General features: G+C 70.6%; 20 protein-coding genes, 1 tRNA gene and 2 pseudogenes. 11 read left to right on the top strand and 12 right to left on the bottom strand.

Translation table 11 applies throughout. From position 1 onward, the window contains the following. Positions 1-74: 74 nt before the first annotated feature. From ACFXOM_RS26335 to ACFXOM_RS26315, 5 genes are all read right to left on the bottom strand, one after another. Positions 75-159: transfer RNA gene (locus tag ACFXOM_RS26335), tRNA-Ser, on the bottom strand. 300 nt (positions 160-459) lie between these two features. Further along, positions 460-1,179, bottom strand: a complete 720-nt coding sequence (locus ACFXOM_RS26330; RefSeq protein ID WP_384948431.1) for an ABC transporter permease subunit — start codon at positions 1,177-1,179, stop codon at positions 460-462. 14 nt (positions 1,180-1,193) lie between these two features. After that, positions 1,194-2,105, bottom strand: a complete 912-nt coding sequence (locus tag ACFXOM_RS26325) for an ABC transporter ATP-binding protein (RefSeq protein ID WP_384942611.1) — start codon at positions 2,103-2,105, stop codon at positions 1,194-1,196. A 112-nt stretch (positions 2,106-2,217) separates the two neighbouring features. Next, on the bottom strand, positions 2,218-3,099 hold the full coding sequence (locus ACFXOM_RS26320; RefSeq protein WP_385039576.1) for an ABC transporter permease: 882 nt from the start codon (positions 3,097-3,099) through the stop codon (positions 2,218-2,220). Next, on the bottom strand, positions 3,096-4,061 hold the full coding sequence (locus tag ACFXOM_RS26315) for an ABC transporter ATP-binding protein (RefSeq protein WP_384942652.1): 966 nt from the start codon (positions 4,059-4,061) through the stop codon (positions 3,096-3,098). Before ACFXOM_RS26315 ends, ACFXOM_RS26320 begins: the two co-directional genes overlap by 4 nt. A 417-nt stretch (positions 4,062-4,478) precedes the next feature. Between ACFXOM_RS26315 and ACFXOM_RS26310 the strand changes: the two genes are divergently transcribed. From ACFXOM_RS26310 to ACFXOM_RS26290, 5 genes are all read left to right on the top strand, one after another. Then, on the top strand, positions 4,479-5,321 hold the full coding sequence (locus tag ACFXOM_RS26310) for a M24 family metallopeptidase (protein WP_385039573.1): 843 nt from the start codon (positions 4,479-4,481) through the stop codon (positions 5,319-5,321). Next, the gene (locus tag ACFXOM_RS26305; RefSeq protein ID WP_384948436.1) at positions 5,318-5,467 is read left to right on the top strand and encodes a hypothetical protein; all 150 of its coding nucleotides are present in this window, start codon (positions 5,318-5,320) and stop codon (positions 5,465-5,467) included. Before ACFXOM_RS26310 ends, ACFXOM_RS26305 begins: the two co-directional genes overlap by 4 nt. 2 nt (positions 5,468-5,469) lie before the next feature. After that, positions 5,470-7,233: an SDR family oxidoreductase gene (locus tag ACFXOM_RS26300; protein ID WP_385039703.1), complete on the top strand. Its 1,764-nt coding sequence runs from the start codon at positions 5,470-5,472 to the stop codon at positions 7,231-7,233. 359 nt (positions 7,234-7,592) lie between these two features. After that, positions 7,593-8,534 carry a MerR family transcriptional regulator gene (locus tag ACFXOM_RS26295; protein WP_384942606.1) on the top strand — a complete coding sequence of 314 codons (942 nt, stop codon included), beginning with the start codon at positions 7,593-7,595 and terminating at the stop codon, positions 8,532-8,534. 165 nt (positions 8,535-8,699) lie between these two features. Continuing rightward, on the top strand, positions 8,700-9,242 hold the full coding sequence (locus ACFXOM_RS26290) for an RNA 2'-phosphotransferase (protein ID WP_385039700.1): 543 nt from the start codon (positions 8,700-8,702) through the stop codon (positions 9,240-9,242). 63 nt (positions 9,243-9,305) lie between these two features. On the opposite strand, the gene ACFXOM_RS26285 is transcribed toward ACFXOM_RS26290, so the two are convergent. The 6 genes from ACFXOM_RS26285 to ACFXOM_RS26260 form a co-directional block, all read right to left on the bottom strand. Further along, positions 9,306-11,066 (bottom strand): ABC transporter ATP-binding protein, encoded by a 1,761-nt coding sequence (locus tag ACFXOM_RS26285; protein WP_384942604.1) that lies wholly within the window; start codon positions 11,064-11,066, stop codon positions 9,306-9,308. After that, the gene (locus ACFXOM_RS26280; RefSeq protein ID WP_384942602.1) at positions 11,063-11,845 is read right to left on the bottom strand and encodes a class I SAM-dependent methyltransferase; all 783 of its coding nucleotides are present in this window, start codon (positions 11,843-11,845) and stop codon (positions 11,063-11,065) included. Before ACFXOM_RS26280 ends, ACFXOM_RS26285 begins: the two co-directional genes overlap by 4 nt. 87 nt (positions 11,846-11,932) lie before the next feature. Continuing rightward, positions 11,933-12,574, bottom strand: coding sequence for a hypothetical protein (locus ACFXOM_RS26275; RefSeq protein WP_384942601.1), 642 nt, complete (start codon positions 12,572-12,574; stop codon positions 11,933-11,935). After that, positions 12,571-14,475 carry an alpha/beta fold hydrolase gene (locus ACFXOM_RS26270; protein WP_384942599.1) on the bottom strand — a complete coding sequence of 635 codons (1,905 nt, stop codon included), beginning with the start codon at positions 14,473-14,475 and terminating at the stop codon, positions 12,571-12,573. Before ACFXOM_RS26270 ends, ACFXOM_RS26275 begins: the two co-directional genes overlap by 4 nt. Positions 14,476-14,595: 120 nt before the next feature. Next, positions 14,596-14,757, bottom strand: a complete 162-nt coding sequence (locus tag ACFXOM_RS26265; protein ID WP_384942597.1) for a hypothetical protein — start codon at positions 14,755-14,757, stop codon at positions 14,596-14,598. Between the two features lie 79 nt (positions 14,758-14,836). After that, positions 14,837-15,037, bottom strand: a complete 201-nt coding sequence (locus ACFXOM_RS26260) for a hypothetical protein (protein ID WP_384942595.1) — start codon at positions 15,035-15,037, stop codon at positions 14,837-14,839. A 420-nt stretch (positions 15,038-15,457) separates the two neighbouring features. Here ACFXOM_RS26260 and ACFXOM_RS26255 point away from each other — a divergent pair, with 420 nt between their 5' ends. The 6 genes and pseudogenes from ACFXOM_RS26255 to ACFXOM_RS26230 form a co-directional block, all read left to right on the top strand. Then, complete coding sequence (locus ACFXOM_RS26255) at positions 15,458-16,510, top strand: ABC transporter ATP-binding protein (protein WP_384942593.1); 1,053 nt, start codon at positions 15,458-15,460, stop codon at positions 16,508-16,510. Then, a complete protein-coding gene (locus tag ACFXOM_RS26250) occupies positions 16,507-17,274 on the top strand; it encodes an ABC transporter permease (protein WP_384942591.1) in 768 nt (255 codons plus the stop codon). The genes ACFXOM_RS26255 and ACFXOM_RS26250 overlap by 4 nt, the downstream gene beginning before the upstream one ends. 24 nt (positions 17,275-17,298) lie before the next feature. Next, the gene (locus ACFXOM_RS26245) at positions 17,299-18,516 is read left to right on the top strand and encodes a sensor histidine kinase (protein WP_384948438.1); all 1,218 of its coding nucleotides are present in this window, start codon (positions 17,299-17,301) and stop codon (positions 18,514-18,516) included. Continuing rightward, positions 18,513-19,118: a DNA-binding response regulator gene (locus ACFXOM_RS26240; protein WP_384942588.1), complete on the top strand. Its 606-nt coding sequence runs from the start codon at positions 18,513-18,515 to the stop codon at positions 19,116-19,118. Before ACFXOM_RS26245 ends, ACFXOM_RS26240 begins: the two co-directional genes overlap by 4 nt. A 37-nt stretch (positions 19,119-19,155) precedes the next feature. Then, positions 19,156-19,359, top strand: a pseudogene (locus tag ACFXOM_RS26235) (RNA 2'-phosphotransferase); the annotation flags it as partial. A gap of 10 nt (positions 19,360-19,369) precedes the next feature. Next, positions 19,370-19,480, top strand: a pseudogene (locus ACFXOM_RS26230) (LLM class flavin-dependent oxidoreductase); the annotation flags it as partial. Positions 19,481-19,567: 87 nt separating this feature from the next. Here the strand turns inward: ACFXOM_RS26230 and ACFXOM_RS26225 are convergent. After that, positions 19,568-19,948 carry a DNA-binding protein gene (locus ACFXOM_RS26225; protein WP_384942586.1) on the bottom strand — a complete coding sequence of 127 codons (381 nt, stop codon included), beginning with the start codon at positions 19,946-19,948 and terminating at the stop codon, positions 19,568-19,570. Positions 19,949-20,039 lie beyond the last annotated feature (91 nt).

Here is a 20,039-nt window from a genome sequence, read left to right as displayed (position 1 = left end):
CGAGCCCCGGGATAGTCGGCCCGCGGGCGTACAACAGCCCTGACCCGTGCGCCTACCGGCCGGTGACCACGGAGCGGAGGATGCGCGGATCGAACGCGCGCGGGGTTGACCCCGACCTCGGCTTAGCAAGCCGGTGCCTTACCACTCGGCCAATCCTCCGGGAGGGCGGCCCGCGCAGGTGCGCGCTCGAAGCGGCCGCCCGGGCAGCTGTGGGGCGGCCGCTCGACGGAGTCCGATGATTACTCCGAAGCCTGCCGGACGCTGCCCTGTGGGGAACTCGACGGACCCGTACTCTCGGCCATCGCCTCGCTCCTCCCCGGTCTCGGTGCCCACAACCACTGTGCCGGGCACGAGCAGTTCGCCGCCACCGGATTTCCACGGCGGGGAAAGCCGGCCCCCGCTGCCCCCGCGAAGACGAGGGCAGCAGGGGCCGGGGACGCACCCCGTCTCAGCCGTGCGTCACTCCTCGCCCGCCAGCTTCAACGTCCGCAGCTTCTGCCCTGCGTACGCCGTCGCCAGCAGGGTGACGCCCACGAGCAGTGCCACCGCGAGCGGCAAGCCCACCTCGGACGTGATCATCCCCTCGCCACCGATCTTCTCGGCGAGCGCCAGTGACCACTGCTGCACGCTCAGCGTCCGCGCCCCCGGGACGAGGCTGCCGAACAGGGTCTCCCACACCAGGGCGTAGACCAGGCCGAACACGACCGCGTGCCGGCTGACGGTACCCAGCAGCAGGAACAGCGCGCTGTAGGCGATGGAGGCGACGAGCGCCGCGACCGTGTAGGCGACGGCGAGCTGTTGGCCGTTGCCATTGAGGATGTAGCCCGCGATGAAGGTCGGTACGGCGGAGAACGCCATGGTCACGGCGATCGCCACGACCAACTTGGTGACGATGATCGTCGGCCGTTTCACGGGCTTGGCGAGCAGGTAGACGATCGAACCGTCGTCGATCTCCGGACCGATGGCTCCGGTTCCGGCGATCACTCCGATCAGGGGCACCATCGTGGCGATGGCGAAGCCCCCCAGCACGTCGGCGGCGACCTGGTCGTCCACTCCGTTGAACCCCCGCACCGCAGCCGCGATGAGCAGCAGCAACCCCGGGAGGACGAAGAGGACCGCGGCGCGGCGACGGCCGAGCAGGGCCCGGTAGGTGAGCCGGGCGACTGTCGGGTTGTACATGTCGATGGCTCCTATCAGGCCGCTACGAGGTACGAGAAGACCGATTCGAGGGATTCGTCCGATGGCGAGACCGCCAGCAGCCGGATGGAGTGGTCACGGGCGACCTTCGGTAGCAATGCGGTGAACCGCCCGAAGTCGACCGCCTGGATCCGCAGTGCGCCTTCCTTCAGGTCCACTTCGATCCCGGCCGTCGAAGGGTCGGCGATCAGCGCGGCGGCCAGCGCCCGGTCGTCGCTGGAGCGGACCAGGTACCGGTGCGGCCGGTCCGTCATCAGCCGGCGGATCTTGCGGAAGTCACCGCTCGCGGCGTGTCGCCCAGCGACGATCACCTCGATGTGCGAGGCGAGTTGCTCGACCTCCTCCAGGATGTGGGAGGAGAACAGCACCGTGCGACCCTCGGCACCCATCCGCCGCAGCAACTCCATCAGCTGCATCCGCTGGCGCGGGTCCATGCCGTTGAAGGGCTCGTCCAGGAGCAGCACGTCCGGCTCGTGCACCAGCGCCGAGGCCATCTTGACGCGCTGGCGCATGCCCTTGCTGTACGTCGCGATCTTCCGGTCCTGTGCGTGCTCCATCTCCACGGTGGCCAGCGCGCGCTGGGCCTGCTTGGCCCCCAGACCGTGCAACTCGGCATTGGCGACGACGAATTCACGGCCGGTGAGGAAGTCGTACATGGCCTCGCGCTCGGGGACGACGCCGATCTTCCGGTACACCGTCTCGTTCCGCCAGATCGGCTGGCCGTCGAGCGTGACACTCCCCGTGGAGGGGTCGAGGAAGCCGCCCATCATGTTGATCAGGGTGGACTTGCCCGCACCGTTGGGGCCGAGGAGTCCGGTGACACCCGGACCGACGGTCATGGTCACGTCGTTGACGGCGACCACGTTGCCGAACCAGCGCGAGGTGTGGTCGATGTGGAGGGTGCTCATGGACGCAGCCCAATCCTTAGAAGGGTGGTGGCGGGCGACGGGAGGGCGGGCGCAGGGAGGGCGGAGGCGGGCTCGGGGCACCACCCGGCGCGTGCCGGGAGCAGTCGGCGGATCACAGGCCCACCTTTCGGTAGTGGCGCATCAGCACGGCGTACGAGCCGGCGATGAGCGCGAGGACGACCAGCAGGTAGACCACTCCGGCGGCGGCGCCGGGACCCTGGGCCCCGGGGTAGGAGGAGGACGCGCCGAGGAAGGCGGTCTGCACGCCGTCGATGAGGGTGACGGGCGAGAACAGACCCAGCCACTGCACGGCTCCGATGGCCCCCGTCTCGAACGCGATGGCCTGGAGGGTCGACACGGCGCCGTAGGTGATCGTGAAGGTGGCGATGACGGCTGCGACGCCGAAGCCGCGGCGCGGGGTGAGCGCGGCCATCACGAGGCCGAGACCACCGAAGAGGAGCGAGAGCAGTGCCACGGAGACCAGCCCCTGTGCGAATCCCTTGGTCTGTTCGGCGAAGTCCATCTTGGCCAGCAGCGAGCCGACGTAGAGGATGAGCAGCGGGACGGCGGTGAGGGCGAAGAGCGCCGAGGCCATCGCACCGAATTTGGCGACGACGTAGTCGATGCGTTCGATGGGCCGCGAGAAGTACAGCGGCACCGTCTTGAACCGGAGGTCACGGGACACGGCCTGCGGCGCCTGCGCTGCCAGGTAGAGGCCGATCACCGCCTGCATGACGATCGCGTACCGCGTGTAGTCCAGCGGGAGTTCCTTCATCTTCGTCGCCACCCCGACGGCCACGATGATCGCCGCGGGCACGCACATCACCGCGAAGAGGATCATCGGCAGGACCTTGGACCTGGCGGACCGACCGAGCCCGTAGGCACCGCGCAGCGACTGCGAGTAGAGCGCGCGCCGGGCGTAGCCACGGCCGAGCCGTGCACCGTCGTAGTTCCGGTAGCCGATGTTGTGGATGCGGGTCGTGTCGGTGCTCATCGCGCCGGTACCTCCATGGGCTGGGCCGCTGCCTCCGGGCGGAAGACCTCTGCGATGTGGTGGCGGCGCTGTTCCATCCGTACGAGTCCCAGGCCAAGCTCGGCGACGGTGTCGCGTACGACGTCGTATGTCTCCTCGCCGGTTGCCTCCAGCAGGAGGATGTGGCCGGCACCGGGCAGGCCGTCCTCCACGCCGGGGCGCAGGGCGAGCCCGGCGGCCGTCAGGGCCTCGCGGAGCGCCGCGGTCCCGTCCGGGTGGGAGTCGGAGTCGGTGACCTCGACGGCGAGGGTGGTGGTGGTCTGGGTGAAGTCGCTGGTGGAACTGGCGCGCAGCAGCCGGCCGCCGTCGACGACCACCACGTGGTCGCAGGTGCGCTCCAGTTCACCGAGCAGGTGGGACGTGACGAGGACCGAGATGCCGAAGTCGGTGTGGACGCGGCGGATGAGGCCGAGCATCTCGTCCCGGCCCACCGGGTCGAGGCCGTTGGTCGGCTCGTCGAGCAGGACCAGCTTCGGGTCGTGCACCAGCGCCTGGGCGAGTTTGACGCGCTGCTTCATGCCCGTCGAGTAGCCGCCGATGGGCCGGTACCGCTCTTCGTAGAGACCGACGTGGCGAAGAGTGTCGGCAGTACGCTCGCGGGCCGCGGTCGCCGGGAGCCCGGACATCCGCGCCATGTGGACCACGAACTCGGTGGCCGAGACGTCGGGCGGCAGGCAGTCGTGTTCGGGCATGTATCCGACCCGCTCGCGGATGGCGGCGCCGGAAGTGGCGACGTCGAGCCCGAGCACCTCGGCCCGACCTTCCGTGGCGGGGGACAGGCCCAGCAGGATCTTGATCAGTGTGGACTTGCCGGCCCCGTTGGCGCCCACGAGTCCGGTCACGCCGGGCCCGATGTCCAGGGAGAGCCGGTCAAGCGCGGTCACTCGCGGGAACCGCTTGCTCAGGCTTTCGGTCACGATCACAGTCACGTCATCGAAGGTAGTGGCGCACACCACACGGGGCGTCAGACCTGACGGCTGGTTCCGCATCCGACTCCAGTCGTACGGACCCGTAGGGGGCAACTCCCGAGGAGGAGATGCACCGGGGGGTGTCCTGGAGTACGGGCCACACCCGGGCCGCCGCGCCGCGTGCCCGCGGAGGACGGCGCCCTCGTCTCCCGGCCCTCGGACGGCGGGCTGTCCGGGCCACCGCCTCGGCGGCTCAGGGGGCCTTCCGGCGGCTTCCTGCGCCGGACCGGCTGGGCGCCCCGACGTCGGCCGCCTGGTTCTGCGCGGGGTTTTCCACAGGCTTCGGCACGACCCTTGACGCAGCCTCTGGTCATTGTCACATTCGTCGGTGGCAGGTTACGCAGGTGGACCGCACAGGGACGGACGGTGGGCATGACCTCAGCGGTGAACACTCAACCCGCGGCGGAGTTGCAGGGGTTCCGCGATGTGCAGCGCCTGGCGTACGCCTGCGCGGAGGCGGTCGCGGCGCAGCTCAAGCCGGGGGTGACTGAGCGCGAGGCGGCACGGATGCAGCGGGAGTGGCTGCGCGAGCGCGGCGTCCGCGACTGGTTCCACCTCCCCTTCGCCTGGTTCGGGGACCGCACGGCGTTCGTCGGCTTCCGGATACCCCTGCAGTTCTTCCCGACGGACCGGCGGCTCGAGCCGGGGATGCCGTTCATCCTCGACATGGCGCCGATCCACCGGGGCTTCACCGCCGACATCGGCTATGCGGGCTGCCTCGGTCCGCACCCCCTGCACGACAGGCTGATGGCCGACCTCAGGGCGCACCGGGAGCTGATCCTTCGCGAGGTGCGCGAGCGCCGCCCGCTCCGCGAGATCTACGAGGACGTCGACCGGCTGATGGTCCGCCAGGGGTACGAGAATTGCCACCGCGCCTATCCCTTCGGGGTCATCGCCCACAAGATCGACCGCGTCAGGGAGCGCCGCAGGGCACCGACGCTCTTCGGATTCGGCGCCCAGGCGTTGAGGGGGCTCGTGAGTGATGCGCTGCACGGCCACCGCGAGGGCTGGTCGCCGCTCTGGTCGCCGCACGGGTTCTCCGACCACCCTCCCCGGCCTGGCCTGTGGGCCGTGGAACCGCACCTGGGTTTCCGGGGCACGGGAGCGAAGTTCGAGGAGATCCTCGTCGTGACCGACTCCAAGGACCCGGAGGAGAGCGCGTTCTGGCTGGACGACGACCTGCCGCACGTGCGGCGTTGGGCCGAGGACGCATGAGCGGCGCAGCGGGAGTCACGGTGGTGCGGGCGGCGACGAGGACCGGGCTGCTCGGGCCGGTGGCGGCGGCCGGGCCACGGGCAGTGGTGCAGGTCCGGTCCGTGCCGGCGGACCGGAGGCGGGACGACGAGGAGGGGACGGCGTGAACGTGGGGTCCGAAGGCGTGCGCGAGCGTTGGGTGCGCACGGGTGGGGTCGAGTTGTGCGTGGCGGAGCTCGGCGACGCGTCCCAGCCGACGGTGGTGCTGGTGCACGGCTATCCGGACAGCAAGGAGGTGTGGTCCGAGGTCGCCGCGCGCCTGGCCGATCGCTTCCACGTGGTGGCCTACGACGTGCGGGGGCATGGCCGCTCCACCGCGCCGCTGCCCTTGCGGGGTGGCTTCACGCTGGAGAAGCTGACGGACGACTTCCTGGCCGTGGCGGACGCGGTCAGCCCGGACCGCCCGGTGCATCTGGTCGGCCACGACTGGGGTTCCGTACAGGCCTGGGAGTTCGTCACGGTGCCGCGCACCGAGGGCCGGATCGCTTCGTTCACGTCGATGTCGGGGCCGTCCCTGGACCACTTCGCACACTGGATCAAGGACCGCGTGGCGCGACCCACCCCGCGCCGGGTCGGGCAGCTCCTCGGCCAGGGGGCGAAGTCCTGGTACGTGTACCTGCTGCACACCCCGAAGCTGCCCGAGTTGGCCTGGCGCGGACCGCTCGGCAGACGCTGGCCGAAGATCCTCCGGCGGGTGGAGAAGGTGCCGGTCGGCGACTATCCGACCCCGTCCCTGCCGCAGGACGCGATACGCGGGGCGTGGCTCTACCGCGACAACGTGCGCGCCCGGTTGAGGCGTCCCCGCACCGACGCGTACGCCCACGCCCCGGTCCAGTTGGTCACTCCGACCGGTGACGGCTTCCTGTCCGAGCGGCTCTACGACGACTTGGGCCGGTGGGCTCCACAGCTGGTCCGCCGTACCCTGCCCGCCAAGCACTGGGTACCGCGTACCCGTCCGGACCAACTGGCCGCGTGGATCGACGCGTTCGTCACGGCCCACGACGGGGGAGGGCCGACTGCGGCATCGGCGGTGGCCCGTGGCCCGTACGCCGAGCGCTTCGGCGGACAACTGGTGCTGGTGACGGGCGCGGCCAGCGGAATCGGTCGGGCCACGGCCTTTGCCTTCGCCGAGGCGGGCGCGCGGATCGTCGCGGTGGACCGGGACGCCGAGGGCGCCGCCAGGACCGCCGAGATGTCGCGGCTCATCGGTGCACCGGCTGCTTGGGCGGAAGTCGTCGACGTGGGCGACGAACCGGCGGTGGAGAAGCTCGCCGGGAAGGTCGCCGCCGAGTACGGCGTCGTCGACGTGCTGGTCAACAACGCCGGAATCGGTCTGTCCGGCTCGTTCCTCGACACCACGAGTGAGGACTGGCGCAGGGTCCTCGACGTCAACCTGTGGGGCGTCATCCACGGTTGCCGCGTCTTCGGCCGGCAGATGGCGGAGCGCGGTCAGGGCGGCCACATCGTGAACACGGCCTCGGCCGCCGCCTACCAGCCCTCGAGGATCCTGCCCGCGTACGCGACGTCGAAGGCCGCGGTGCTGATGCTCAGCGAGTGCCTGCGGGCCGAACTGGCCGGCCGGGGCATCGGGGTCTCCGCGATCTGCCCGGGCATCGTGAACACGAACATCACGGCCAGTGCCCGCTTCGCCGGCGTCTCGGAGGAGGAGGAACAGCGCCGCCGCAAGAGGTCCTCCCGGCTGTACGGGTTGCGCAACTACCCGCCGGAGAAGGTCGCTGAAGCAGTCCTGCGCGCGGTCGTGGAGAACCAGGCGGTGGTGAACGTGACCCCGGAGGCCTGGGGCGCCCGTCTGCTGTCCCGGCTCGCCCCGGGGGTGCTGCGCGCGGCGGCTCGATGGGAGCCGCGGCTGTGACCGCCCGGGCGGCGGGCACGCCGGCGGCCGGGGTGGAGAGGCGGGGCATCGCGGCAGGTCGGGTGCGGACGGCGGCGACCGTGCCGCGTCGTACCCGGCTCGGCGAGGCCGGAGCAGCGGGCGCGCAGACGACGTCCCTTACGGCCTTCGGCGCCCGGAGCGGGCGGGCCCCGGAGGCACCCGTCCCGCCGAGCGGCGGAGCGGGGGTCGCCGCAGCGATACCCCACGGCACGCGGCGGTCGTACCATCCCTGCCAGGAGGGTGTGCTGCGATCGGCCGTCTGCCGTCCTGCGCCGCCCGCAGCGCGAGCGGCGGCACGATCGGTGGGCCGCGCGGCCGTGGGGCAGTAGGGAGTGGTCATGGCCGGGGCGCAGACAGCCGAGTACCGGATCGAGGACCTCGCACACCACAGCGGTGCCACGGTGCGGACGATCCGCGCCTACCAGGACCGCGGGCTGCTCCCCAAGCCGGAGCGGCGCGGCAGGGCCAACGTGTACCGGGACTCGCATCTGGCCCGGCTGCGGCAGATCGCTGATCTACTCGACCGCGGGTACACGCTGGCCTCGATCAAGGAACTGCTGGAGGCCTGGGACGCAGGACGTGGACTCGGCGGGGTGTTGGGCTTGGTCGCCGAGGTCCAGGGCCCGTGGACGGACGAGCAGGCCGACCGGATCACCCGCGCGGAGCTCTACGCGGCCTTCGGCGGGAGGCCGGACGAGGACGCCATCACGGAGGCCGTAGAGCTCGGCGTGCTGGAGCGCGTCCCGGACCGGGACGATGAGTTCCTGGTGCCGAGCCCGCAAGAGCTGTCGGTAGCCGCTGAGTTGTATGCCTCTGGCATTCCCCTCCTCGCAATATCCAGTCATTTGAGGGAACTTCGCGGACAGGTGGAGCACATCGCCTCGCGTTTTCTGGAGTTCACCACCGAGCACGTCTTCGACCGCTACCTCGGCCACCGGCCGCCAACGGACGCGGAAGCCGCCGAGGCCGCGTCGATGGTTCGGAGGCTACGGCCCCTCGCACAGCAGACCATGGATGCCGAACTCGCGCGCGCCATGCGGTTGTTCGCCACCCGTCACCTTCAGCACCACCTCAGGGCGGAAGACGCCGCGGAGCGGAACGACGACACACGGCTGGTCCCCGTTCCGGGCAGCACGGTCAGGGCCGTTGAGCATCTCGTCGGCGCGGAGCGTGCTGCCCAGTTCATCTCGGTTGCTGCTGAACGTGAGCTACGGAAGAGGACTTTGGACACCCTTGCGGCAAGTGGCACTGAAGCGCGACATATTGACCAAAGCGGGTAAAACAGAACGGAGTTGTCCACAGAAACGCCAAATACCTTGTGGATAACTGCACTTGGTTGTGGAGCAAACATTTCGACCCATGTCGTCCGGGTAAAAAGTGCATGGCGGCGGGCCGACGACCCGCGGGATCCTGGCCCGATGAACAGGGCGAACGGTATGAACGACATAGACGAAAAACGCACCATAAGAGTGTCGAAGTACCTTTCGAAGCACCTGCGGCACCAGCCGGACCGGATCGGGATCACCCTCGACCCCAACGGCTGGGTCGCCATCGACGAACTGATCCACGCGGCGGCCACGCACGGTTTCTCCTTCACCCGCGCCGAGCTGGACCATGTCGTCGCCGTCAACGACAAACGACGCTTCACGATCGACGGGGCCCTCATCCGGGCGAACCAGGGCCACACCGTCGACGTCGACCTCGGTCTGCCGGTCGCCGAGCCTCCCGCGTACCTCTACCACGGCACGGTCGCCGCGAGCCTGGGCGCGATCCGCACACAGGGACTGCACCCGATGGCCCGCCACCACGTCCACCTCTCACCCGACCGGGAAACCGCGACCCGCGTCGGAGCCCGCCGGGGGCGACCCATCGTCCTCACCGTCGACGCGGGAGCCATGCACCGCGCGGGCCACGTGTTCCACGTGAGCGCCAACGAGGTCTGGCTCACGGACACGGTCCCGCCCGCCTTCCTGCGCTTCCCCGGCTGATCACGCCCGCACGCCCACCACGGCACCCGGGTCCGGTGCCGACGACGACCGCATCGGGCGGCGTCATACGGCGGCCCCCTGATGTTCTGCGAGCCGGCGGTAGAGGCCGTCCTGCTCGCTGAGGTCGCGGTGGGTACCGACGGCCTGCACCCGGCCCCGGTCGAGCACGATGATCCGGTCCGCCCGGGCGATGGTGGAGAAGCGGTGGGCGATGGCGACGACCGCGCAGCGTTCGGCGACGGTCGCGATGGTGTCGCGCAGGGCCGCCTCGGAGGCGCCGTCAAGGGCTGCGGTCGCCTCGTCCAGGAGCACGATCCGGGGGCGCTGGAGCAGCGTACGGGCGATGGCGAGGCGCTGGCTCTGGCCGCCGGAGAGGCCGGAGCCTCGTTCGCCGAGCATGGTGTCGAGCCCGTCGGGCAGCGCGTCGACGACCTCGGTGAGTTGGGCCATCCGCAGCACCTCGGCGATGTCCTTCCCGGAGGCGTCGGGGGCCGCGTAGGTGAGGTTCTCGCGGATGGTGCCGCTGAGCAGGGTGTGCTCCTGGTCGACATAGCCGACGAGGGAACGCAGCCGGTCGAGGGGCAGACCGGCGATGTCGGTGCGGCCGACGCGGATGATCCCGGAATCCGGCTCGTAGAAGCGTTCGACGAGCTGGAAGATGGTGCTCTTGCCGGCACCGGACGGGCCGACAACGGCGGTGAGTCCGCGCTCGGGGACGGTGAAGGAGACCTCGTCGAGGACGGGGATGTCGCTGCCGGGGTACACGAAGGAGACACGGTCGAAGACGAGGGCGCCGGGGCCCTCGAGTGGGGGCTGCGGTGCGCTCCCGGACGTCCTCACGTCCTCGGACGGCCAGGGCAGGTCCCCGGACGGCCTGGGATCCTCCGGTTCCTCCTGCTCGATCGTGCCGAGCTCCGCGAGCCGGTCGACCGACGCTCGCCCCTGCTGGAACTGGGCGACGGACATGAACAGCATCACCAGCGGCGAAACCAGGTAGAAGAGATACATCATGAACGAGGTCAGGTCGGCCGGGGCCATGTCGCCCGTGGCGACGCGGGCCATGCCCCAGGCGATGACGACGGTGAGCGCGACCTGGGTGCCGACGTTCATGGCCGGGGTGAGCATCGCCGACAGCGCGGAGACCCGGATCCCCGAGCGGCGCGCGTCGTCGGCGAGGCCCGAGACGCGGGCGCTCTCCCGGTCCTCTGCGCGGGACGCCTTCACGGTCGGCAGGGCGCCCATGACCCGCATCAGGGCGGAGCCGAAGGTGCTGGTGTCCTCGCGGTTGGCAACCGACACCCGCCGAACCCCGCGCGCGAGGAACAGGGAGACCACGCTGGCCACGCCGAGGCAGCCGAGGGTGGTGGCGAGCAGCACCAGGTCGAGCCAGGCCATCAGGGCGACGCCGCCGAGGACCATGAAGGCGCTGGTGACAATCTGCGCGACGGCCTGAGTCATGCAAATCCGGGCCAGCGAGGTGTCGGTGACCATGCGGGTGAACACGTCGCCCTGATCCCAGTTCCGGTACGAGCGGAGCCGGGAGCGCAGCAGCCGGGCGACGAGGGTGTGCCGGATGTCGTAGACGACGTTCTCGCCGGCCCGGCCGATGGCGTACGCGTGGGCGGCGGCGAGGGCCGCGTCCGCGGCGAACAGGCCGGCCGCGACCAGGATCGGTCCGGTGAGCGAGCGGTCGGCCGCGACGGCCTCGATCATCTCGCCGATGACCACCGGCTGGGCCAGCGTCGCCGCGGCCCCGGCGAGGCCGAGGACGATGCCGGTGACGAGCAGGGACAGGTGGCCGCGCGCGATCCGCCAGACGTTCACGCCGTGGCCCTGACGTAGGTGGCCACGAACATGGGGGACTCCTCCGAGTACGGCGTGCCCACCCAGTCGGCGACCCGGTGCTCCGGTGCGAGACCGGCGTCCCGCGCGTAGGCGTCGACCTCGTCGGGGGTGGTGAGCCGGGACAGCTCGCTGCCGACGCGGGTGGTGCCGTCGGCCTCGTACCAGATGTGCGAGCAGTGCCACAGGTCGCCTTCGGGGAGCAGCGTGGAGTGGGTCTGCAGGCCGGTGCCGGGCTCCGGGTACGGGGTGAAGTACGTCGCGCGGCTGCGGCCTTCGTGGAGGGCGAGGATGGCCGGCTTGTTGTGGGTCTCCACGACGAGCCGGCCGCCCGGGGCGAGCAGTCCGGCGGCGCGCCGGATCGCGGCGCGCTGGTCGTCGGTGGTCAGCAGCATGGAGAGGGTGCCGCAGACGCAGTAGACGAGACCGGCGGTGCGGTCGGAGGTATACGTGCGGATGTCGCCGTGCACCGGCTCGACGAGGTCCTCGCCTTCGAGGGCCGTGCGCAGGCGCGTGAGCATCTCGGGCGAGGAGTCGACGCCGGTGACGCGGCCGATTCCGCGGGCGAGCTGCAGGGCGATCCGGCCCGTACCCACGCCGAACTCGACGGTGCCGGCAGCCGGGTCGGGATGAAGCGCGGCGAGGGTGGCCGCGGTGGCGGCCGCGGAGTCGTCCTTGGGGAACAGCCGGTCGTACCAGCCGTCGAACTGCCGCCCGTAGCCGATGTCCTGCACCGTATTCACGGAGGTCACGGAACTCATGGGGTCACCTCCGCTTGAAGACGCCGATGGCGATGGCAGCGGCGATCGCCGCTCCGATGGCGATGACGAAGTAGGCGGCCATGGTGGTCAGCTCCTCGCTTCGGTGATGGGCCGGGCGACGGCCGGGGCGTTCGGACCGAGGAGGGTGTACGGGGAGACGAACACCATCTCGGGGTCGTGGCTCTTGTCGTAGCCGGTGGCCCGGGCGAGGGCGAACTGGAAGCCCTTGACCGTGTCGGTCGTTCCGCCCTGCGCCGTGATGGTGGTGCGCAGGTGCTCGGTGAGGGTCCGGTAGGCCGGGGTGCGGGTGACCACGCCGAAGCCCTTGTCGATGACGTGCAGGATCTCGCTGCAGATGTCGAAGACGGCTTTCTCGGGTCGACGGGTGGGGAACCAGGCGATCTGCCAGGGCTTGCGGCCCTCGATGACGTCGATGCCCTGCCACAGGGAGGTGGTGCTGTCGGTGCTGAGGGTGCGGTAGAGGAAGTGGTAGTCGTGCATGGCCGGAGTCGGCGCGAAGAACCGCCAGTTCGGTAGGACCGAGAAGGTGTCCTTGAGTTGGAGCCGGTTGAACATCTGGTGCGGGTGCTGGGTGGCGAGGGTGCCGACCAGCATCGCGGCTCCGGCGATCCGCCAGCCGGCGCTCTCGCCGGTGAACAGACGGGACACGACGCTGCGGGAGCCGGTCAGGGTGCCGCCGACGCCGACGGAGCTGAGGGGACGGGTCACTTGGCGGCCTCCTTGCCGGCCTGGTCGCTCGCCGCCTCGATGCGGTCGGTCGCGCCGTCGCTGCCGGGCTCCGCGAAGAACGCGATGATCCGGTCGGCGACCTTATGGGCGAAGCGGCTCTGGGTCAGGATGGTGTCGTGTCCGGCGCCCTCGACGACCACCATGTCGGTGCGTGCCGCCGATCCCTGGTGGGCGTCCGCGAGTTCCTTGTGCATGAGCAGCTGGTCGGGGTCGCGGTCGACGGTGTGCTGGGCGGAGACGACAAGCCCGTGCACGCCCTCGACTCTGCGCAGGGCCCCGCCGAAGGACCGGAAGTCGGCCTCCACGGCCTCCCATTCGCGGCGCCCGGCCGCCCACATCCGCGGGTCGGCGTACTGGGCGAACGCCTTCTTGCGGTAGGCGACGGGCAGCGACTCGATCCAGTCCGGGCGGGACATGAGGATGCCGGTGCCCAGCCGCAGGAACCAGGTCATCTGGGTGAGGGAACCGCGCAGCTTCTCGGCCGTGTCGCTCTGCTGCTTGGAGCGGTTGAGCTCGTCCGGGTGCGAGGAGTCGAGGTAGACGACGCCGTGCAGGCGGTCGCCGAGGTCGGCGACGGCGCGGCGGGCGATCTCGCCGCCGAGCGAGTGGCCGACGAGGATCACCTTGCGGTGCGGGGCGACGGCGCCGTGCACGAGGTCGACGAGGTCGTCGGCGGACTCGGCGAGGCCGTAGCGCGCGGGTGAGCGGCGACGGCTTCCGGCGTATCCGGCGCGGGCGTAGGTGATGACGCCGTAGCCGGTCTCCTTGGCGAGCCGCTCGGTGATCCACGCGAAGTGCTCGCTGGTGGAGACCATGCCCGCGGCGAACACCATGACCGGCTGACGCTCGTCGCCCTCGGCGATCAGTTCGTACTGGAGCCGGTTGTTGTGCCGGGTGGTCAGGGTGTGCGAGGAATGCCAGCCCTCGGTCGTGCGCAGCCGGCGCTGTACGGCGGTGCCGACGGCGATCGCGCCTGCGCCAACCAGCAGGGCGAGCGCGGCGGGCAGGGCCCGGTCGTCCCGTCCGGCGACGGCGGGGTGGCTGCGGGGTGCCGAGGTGTAGGCGACCATCGGGTGCATCGCGGTGAACGCGGTCACGAAACGGCCGAGCCCCATGAAGTAGCCGTTGGCCAGGTGGAAGGCGGCGGCGCTGCCGATGATCGGGCGGGCGAGGCGGCCGCCGGCGGCGTACGCGAGCGGGAAGAGGCACTCCAGCGCGAGCACGCCGTGGGTGAGGCAGCGGGCGGCCTTCGGGTGCTGCTGAGTCCACCGGAACATGCCCTCGTGGCCGTAGGTGCGGGTGCGCATGACGCCGCCGAGCGCGGAGGCGTCGCGCCAGGGCTCGCCCAGGAGCTTGACCCAGCCGGAGATCAGGTACGAGAGGTTGGCCTGGAGGGCCACGTACCAGAGGAGGGCGTCCTTGGCCTGCGTCGACGGCACGAGGCGCGCGGCGCCGGTGGCTGTCTCGACCAGGATCGCCACCTGGTCGGAGCCGTCGGTGCCATACCGGTGACGCGGGTAGAGCAGGGCGGAGGTCGCGCCGAGGAAGAGGCTGCCGGCTCCGCGCAGCCGGGAGTTGCCGGGCAACAGCATGCCGACGGAGACGGCGGCCCGGGCGACGTGCAGTGCGGTGGTGGTCTTCGGTCCGCTGACGCCGTCGAGCAAGCGGCGGACCAGCGGGGTGGATTCGGCCTGGACGTCCTTGACGATGTCCCAGTCGTTGAGTCCGCCCTTGCGGATTTCCTTGCGCTGCGTGAGGTATTCGAGGGATGACGTCAAGGTGGTGACGGCGGCGAGCCGCTCGGAGATGCCGAGAGCGCGGTCCCGGCTCACCGGCGCGGGTGCGAATACCGCGGAGGCGATCCTTTTGGCGAATTTCACGAAGTCCCTTTCGCAGCATCCTCGAGGGGGTTCTAGGCTGGTGAGGCCCTGCCGGGCCAGAACGCACCTCTGGCCCGGCAGGGTGGAAACGCCCGGCCCCCTTTCAGGGGCGGTCGGGTGTCAGCCGTTGCGGCCGAGCTCGAACGCGCCGATCACCGCGGAGGAGATTGCGACACCACCCAGGAAGGCGCCCGGGGTGGCGAGAACCGGGGTGGCCTCGGGGAAGATGACCCCCTCCTCGGGGAGCTCCATCTCGTTCACGGCGTTGGTGACGTCGTTCATTCTTCTGTGTCCTTTCGTGGTCGCGGGGTGTCGTACCAGTTCAGGGAGTCGGCGCACGGCCGGTCGGCTGGTGGCCGGGTCAGCCGATCGCGCGGCCGAGAGCGTAGGCACCGCCGACCAGGGTCGCGCCGCCCACGAAGGCGCCGACGGCCTTGGCGCCGCCGATGGCGGCGAGGGCGGCGGCCGGGGTGGCGAGGACCGGGGTCCGGTCGGTGTGGGCGTCGCCCGCCTCGATGGCGCCCAGGTCCAGGCCGTTGACGAAGGTGACGATCTCGGTCATGGCGTTCCTCTTCCGTAGGGGTTTCGGTGGTGTTGCCCGCTCCGCAAGGGGACGCAAGAGTGTCATGGCGGTGCGCCGGTCACGGCATGGCATGGCCTGTGCCGTTCACGACGGCGCCTGTTCAGAGATCGCGCATGGTCAACTGCGCGGCTACGGAAGCCTTTTCGGACATGACATTCCTGTTCCCCCGTCACGTTGCCCGGGAATGCCCGTCGGTTGGTCATTCCGAAGGCGATCACCACGCGGCGTGAGGGATGTAATCATCCGCCGCCGACATGGAATATGACCTGGATCACACCACTATTCGGACCGTCATATTCCGCCACATGACGGGTGTCATGGGCCGTTATGGCATCCGTCATGCAAACCCATGACTCCTCTCACCTGTGGATGCCCTTTCCCTCGGCGAGCATGGTCGTCATGGCACCTGAGATTCAGCCGTCCGTGATCGAGGTCACAGACCTGTGGCGGCGCTACGGCCCCGCCGGACCCCGCGGCTTCGACGCCGTCCGCGGCGTCGAACTGTCCGTCGGCGCGGGGCAGATGTTTGCCCTGCTCGGCACCAACGGCGCGGGCAAGACCTCGACGGTCGAGCTGCTCGAAGGACTCGCCCGGCCCACGAAGGGCACGATCCGGCTCTTCGGGGACCTCGACCCGGTACGGGACCGGCGCAAGGTGCGCGCCCGCACCGGTGTGATGCTCCAGCACGGCGGGCTGCTCACCGATCTGACCGTCGCCGAGATGCTGCGCATGTGGGCGGCGTGTACCACCAGCCCCCGGCCGGTCGACGAGGCCGCCGCCATGGTCGGCCTCACCGCGCGCACGGACGTCGCCGTCAAGAACCTCTCGGGCGGCGAGAAGCGCCGCCTCGACCTCGCCCTCGCCACCCTCGGTCGGCCCGAACTGCTCTTCCTGGACGAGCCCACCACCGGCATGGACCCCGAGGGGCGCCACGAGACCTGGCAGATCATCCGCCGGCTGCGCGAGGACGGCACCACGATCCTGCTCACCACGCACTACCTCGAAGAGGCCGAACAGCTCGCCGACCGGCTCGCGATCATGCACGCGGGGCGGATCGCCGCCACCGGCACGGTCGCCGACATCGTCGCCGCCCACCCCTCGACCCTCGGCTTCCGCCTGCCGCCCGGCCTCGGCACCGGCGACCTGCCGCCGGCCGCCACCCTGAAGGCCGGTCTCACCGTCACCGCGGGCGGCCGGATCGAGCTGTCCACCGGCGACCTGCAGCACACCACCACCGAAGTGCTCACCTGGGCCCGCGCCCACCGCGTCGATCTGCCCGAACTCGACGCCCGCTCGGCCTCGTTGGAGGATGCCTTCCTGCGGATCGCCCACCAGGGGATCATCGCGCCGGACGCATCGCCCGAGACTCCGCACGCGTATGAAAAGCCGCCTGAGCCCAAGACGTCGCACGAGCCCAAGGCATCGCACCAGCCCCAGGAAGAAGCCGCATGACCGCCGCCACCGCCCACCTTGCCGCGCTCTCCCGGGTCGAACTCACTCTCTTCTTCCGCAGCAAGAGCAATCTCTTCAACGTCCTGGTCGTCCCCGCCCTGATCGTCATGGGCACCACCACGATCATGAAGCAGTACGACCTGGAAGGCGCCGGCCTCACCATGGGTCAGGTAATGATCTCCACCGGCGCCGGCATCGTCCTCGTCATGGCCCTGTACGCGCCGCTCATCGGCGTCTATGTGCTGCGCCGCGAGGAACACGTGCTCAAGCGGCTGCGTACGGGCGAGGTCGGCGACCTCGCCATCCTCGCGAGCCCCGCCGTCCCCATGGCCCTGGCCACGCTGGTCCAGTTCGCCCTGATCGCCGGCGCCGTCTCCGCCATCGCGGGTCTCGGCGCACCCGCCGCCCCGCACCTGGCCGTCGCCGGCGTGCTGCTCGGCACCGTGCTCATCACCGCGGCCGCCGCGATCAGCACCGCCGCCGCCCGCACTGCCGAGAGCGCCCAGGGCGTCAGCACCATCGGCTTCCTGCTGCTCCTGCTCACCTCCGGCACCCTCATCCCGCTGGAGGTGCTGCCCGACCCCGTCGGCGCCGTCCTGCGCTTCTTCCCCCTCACCCCCGTCATCCAGCTCGTTCAGTCCGGCTGGACCGGCCAGGACACCGGGATGATTGACTCGGTGGTGCGCTGCGCGACCCTGCTGGCCTGGACCGCACTCGCCTCCTGGGGAGCGCTGCACCGGTTCCGCTGGGAACCGCGCGGCTGACCACGCATGAACGGGGCGGAGCGGATGACCGGAACGGAGACGTCGCGGTACCGGACGGACGTCGACCGGGCGACCGACCAGACCCGGTGGATGCTCTGCTCCATGCCCTGGCTGCTTTTGGCCTCGCTGCTGTGGCCGGTGCTCACCCGGGTCCCGGCCGACATGGCCTGGTGGATCGCCGCGTTCACCGCCGCACAGGGCGTGGGCGCCACCACCGCTGTCGCCTACGGAGTCGGCCGCGCCACCCGGCCGAAGGCGCTCCTCGCCGGCATGGCCGTGATGACCGCCGTCCAGCTCGCCCTGCTGCCGTACGCGTACGAGGACGGCCGGCTCGACAGCATACGTACCCTGGTCATCGCCTCCATCGTGATCGCCATCCCCCCGGCCTTCGCCCTCTCCGCCCGCCCTCACCGGGCCGTATTCGGCAGCGCGGCCCTCGCCGAGTCCGCGGCGACGGCCCTGGTCGTCTTCTTCCTCGACCGGCCCGCCGCCCCTGCCGTCCTCGTGTTCACGGCGACGGCCTGGACCGTCATCGGGGTGCTCATGCACTCCTCGCTGTGGTTCCTGGCCGTGCTGTGGCAACTCAACGCCGCCCGCGAGGTCCAGGCCCGGCTGGTCGTCGCCGAGGAACGGCTCCGCTTCGCCCGCGACCTGCACGACGTCATCGGCCGCAACCTCGCGGTCATCGCCCTCAAGTCCGAACTCGCCGAACGGCTCGCGGAGAACCCCAAGGCCCGGGCCGAACTCGCCGACGTGCAGAACCTCACCCGGGGCCTGCACAAGGAGATCAGGGACGTCGTCAAGGGCTACCGCAGCACCGACCTGGGCACCGAGATGCAGGGCGCCCGCTCCGTCCTGGAGGCCGCTGGCATCACCTGCCACATCCGCCAGGACACCGACCTGGTGCTCGGCCAGGAAGCCCAGACCGCGCTCGGCTGGGCGGTCCGCGAGGGCGTCACCAACGTGCTGCGCCACTCCCACGCCACGCACTGCACCATCGGTCTGTCCCGCACCGCCGACGGCACCACCCGACTGACCATCACGAACGACGGCGCCGGACCTCACGCCCCTGCGGCCGTCGGCGGCGGCCAGCAGGCCGACCGGGCCCACCGGGTCGACGGCAGCGGCCTCGCCGGACTCGCCGAACGGCTCGCCCCCTTCGGGGGAAACCTGCACCATGGTGCTTCCGGCCGGAGCACCTACCGACTGCTCGTACACCTACCGAATGAGGCCCCAGCATGATCCGCGTCCTCCTCGCCGACGACGAGCACCTCATCCGCGGTGCCCTCGCCGCGCTCCTCGGCTTCGAGGACGACCTGGAGGTCGTCGCCGAGGCCGCCACCGGATCCGAGGCCGTCGCCATGGCCCTGCGCCACAAGCCCGACGTCGCCGTCCTCGACCTGCAGATGCCCGGCAAGGACGGGGTCACCGTCGCCCACGAGATCGCCCCCGCGCTCCCCGACTGCAAGACCATGATCGTCACCAGTCACGGGCTACCCGGACACCTCCAGCGCGCCCTCAACCACGGGGTGCGGGGCTTCGTCTCCAAGACCGTCTCCGCGCAGGAGCTCGCCACCATCATCCGCACCGTCCACGGCGGCCGCCGCTACATCGACCCGGTCCTCGCCGCCGACGCCATCAGCGCGGGCGACTCCCCGCTCAGCCCCCGAGAAACCGACCTGCTGGCCCTCGCCGCCGACGGCGCCCCCATCGACGACATCGCCGAGCGGGCCGCCCTCGCCCCCGGCACCGTACGCAACTACCTGTCCTCGGTGACCACGAAACTCGGAGTGGAGAATCGGCACGTGGCGGTGCACCTGGCTCGGCAACGCGGCTGGATCTGACCGGGACGCCCGGCCGGCCGCCGCCCCCGGTGGCAGACTGCACCCGATGGCCCGGCACCACGTCCACCTCTCACCCGACCGGGAAACCGCGACCCGCGTCGGAGCCCGCCGGGGACGACCCATCGTCCTCACCGTCGACGCGGGAGCCATGCACCGCGCGGGCCACGTGTTCCACGTGAGCGCCAACGAGGTCTGGCTCACGGACACGGTCCCGCCCGCCTTCCTGCGCTTCCCCGGCTGATCACCCCCCGCACGCCCACCACGGCACCTTCCGGGACGGGCCGTGGTTCGGTGCCGTGCCCACCCTCACGGCCGCGGCGACGGCAACGCAGAGTATCCGCTTGGGTACCCTCGTGACCTCAGTCAAGCCCTTTTCACCTATCGCGGGCTGACCTGCGGAAACAGGGCAAGGGGTCGGCAAGGAGCGGCCGTCGGCACTCAGATCGGCTCTACGGCGATGTGAGGGGGCACAGCCGGCGAAGGTCGTCCGTGTCGCTCGTGATCACGGTGACATCGCCGTGCTCCATGCGGGCCGTTGCCGCGAGTGTCGCATCGATGGCGTATTTGTGACCGTGCAGGCTTTCTGCTGCGAGCACCCTGCTTGCCGCACGCGCGATCTCCTCCGTGACCGGGCGCACCTTGGCCAGGGAAACGGCATGGTCGAACGCCGCTTGCGGCACCTTCGGGTCGCGTGCCTCCACCAGCGTGGCGGCGCTCGTTACGACGAGCAGGTCCAGTCTGCGAGCGACGTCCAGCCATACGGTCATGCTGCGGTGCCGACGGGAGAGCTTGGAGAGGGCTTCGCTGTCGAGAACGAGAGTCCCGCTCATGCGGCCCTACCTTCTTGAGTGCGTCCCGTGAGTTCGCGACTCTGGGACTGCGCGGGTGGGGCAGGGATGGTTTTCATGCTGGCTGCCTCCG

The sequence above is a fragment of the Streptomyces sp. NPDC059169 genome (genome assembly GCF_042755225.1).
Classification (GTDB): domain Bacteria; phylum Actinomycetota; class Actinomycetes; order Streptomycetales; family Streptomycetaceae; genus Streptomyces.
Note: the sequence above shows the minus strand (reverse complement) of the source record. Positions and strands in the feature narration are given on the sequence as shown.

Excerpts from the sequence above, each read along its gene's own strand:
- ACFXOM_RS26330 (WP_384948431.1), bottom strand. The coding sequence starts at position 1,179 with ATGTACAACCCGACAGTCGCCCGGCTCACCTACCGGGCCCTGCTCGGC.
- ACFXOM_RS26325 (WP_384942611.1), bottom strand. The coding sequence starts at position 2,105 with ATGAGCACCCTCCACATCGACCACACCTCGCGCTGGTTCGGCAACGTG.
- ACFXOM_RS26320 (WP_385039576.1), bottom strand. The coding sequence starts at position 3,099 with ATGAGCACCGACACGACCCGCATCCACAACATCGGCTACCGGAACTAC.
- ACFXOM_RS26310 (WP_385039573.1), top strand. The coding sequence starts at position 4,479 with ATGACCTCAGCGGTGAACACTCAACCCGCGGCGGAGTTGCAGGGGTTC.
- ACFXOM_RS26305 (WP_384948436.1), top strand. The coding sequence starts at position 5,318 with ATGAGCGGCGCAGCGGGAGTCACGGTGGTGCGGGCGGCGACGAGGACC.
- ACFXOM_RS26295 (WP_384942606.1), top strand. The coding sequence starts at position 7,593 with ATGGCCGGGGCGCAGACAGCCGAGTACCGGATCGAGGACCTCGCACAC.
- ACFXOM_RS26280 (WP_384942602.1), bottom strand. The coding sequence starts at position 11,845 with ATGAGTTCCGTGACCTCCGTGAATACGGTGCAGGACATCGGCTACGGG.
- ACFXOM_RS26265 (WP_384942597.1), bottom strand. The coding sequence starts at position 14,757 with ATGAACGACGTCACCAACGCCGTGAACGAGATGGAGCTCCCCGAGGAG.
- ACFXOM_RS26260 (WP_384942595.1), bottom strand. The coding sequence starts at position 15,037 with ATGACCGAGATCGTCACCTTCGTCAACGGCCTGGACCTGGGCGCCATC.
- ACFXOM_RS26255 (WP_384942593.1), top strand. The coding sequence starts at position 15,458 with ATGGCACCTGAGATTCAGCCGTCCGTGATCGAGGTCACAGACCTGTGG.
- ACFXOM_RS26250 (WP_384942591.1), top strand. The coding sequence starts at position 16,507 with ATGACCGCCGCCACCGCCCACCTTGCCGCGCTCTCCCGGGTCGAACTC.
- ACFXOM_RS26245 (WP_384948438.1), top strand. The coding sequence starts at position 17,299 with ATGACCGGAACGGAGACGTCGCGGTACCGGACGGACGTCGACCGGGCG.
- ACFXOM_RS26240 (WP_384942588.1), top strand. The coding sequence starts at position 18,513 with ATGATCCGCGTCCTCCTCGCCGACGACGAGCACCTCATCCGCGGTGCC.
- ACFXOM_RS26225 (WP_384942586.1), bottom strand. The coding sequence starts at position 19,948 with ATGAGCGGGACTCTCGTTCTCGACAGCGAAGCCCTCTCCAAGCTCTCC.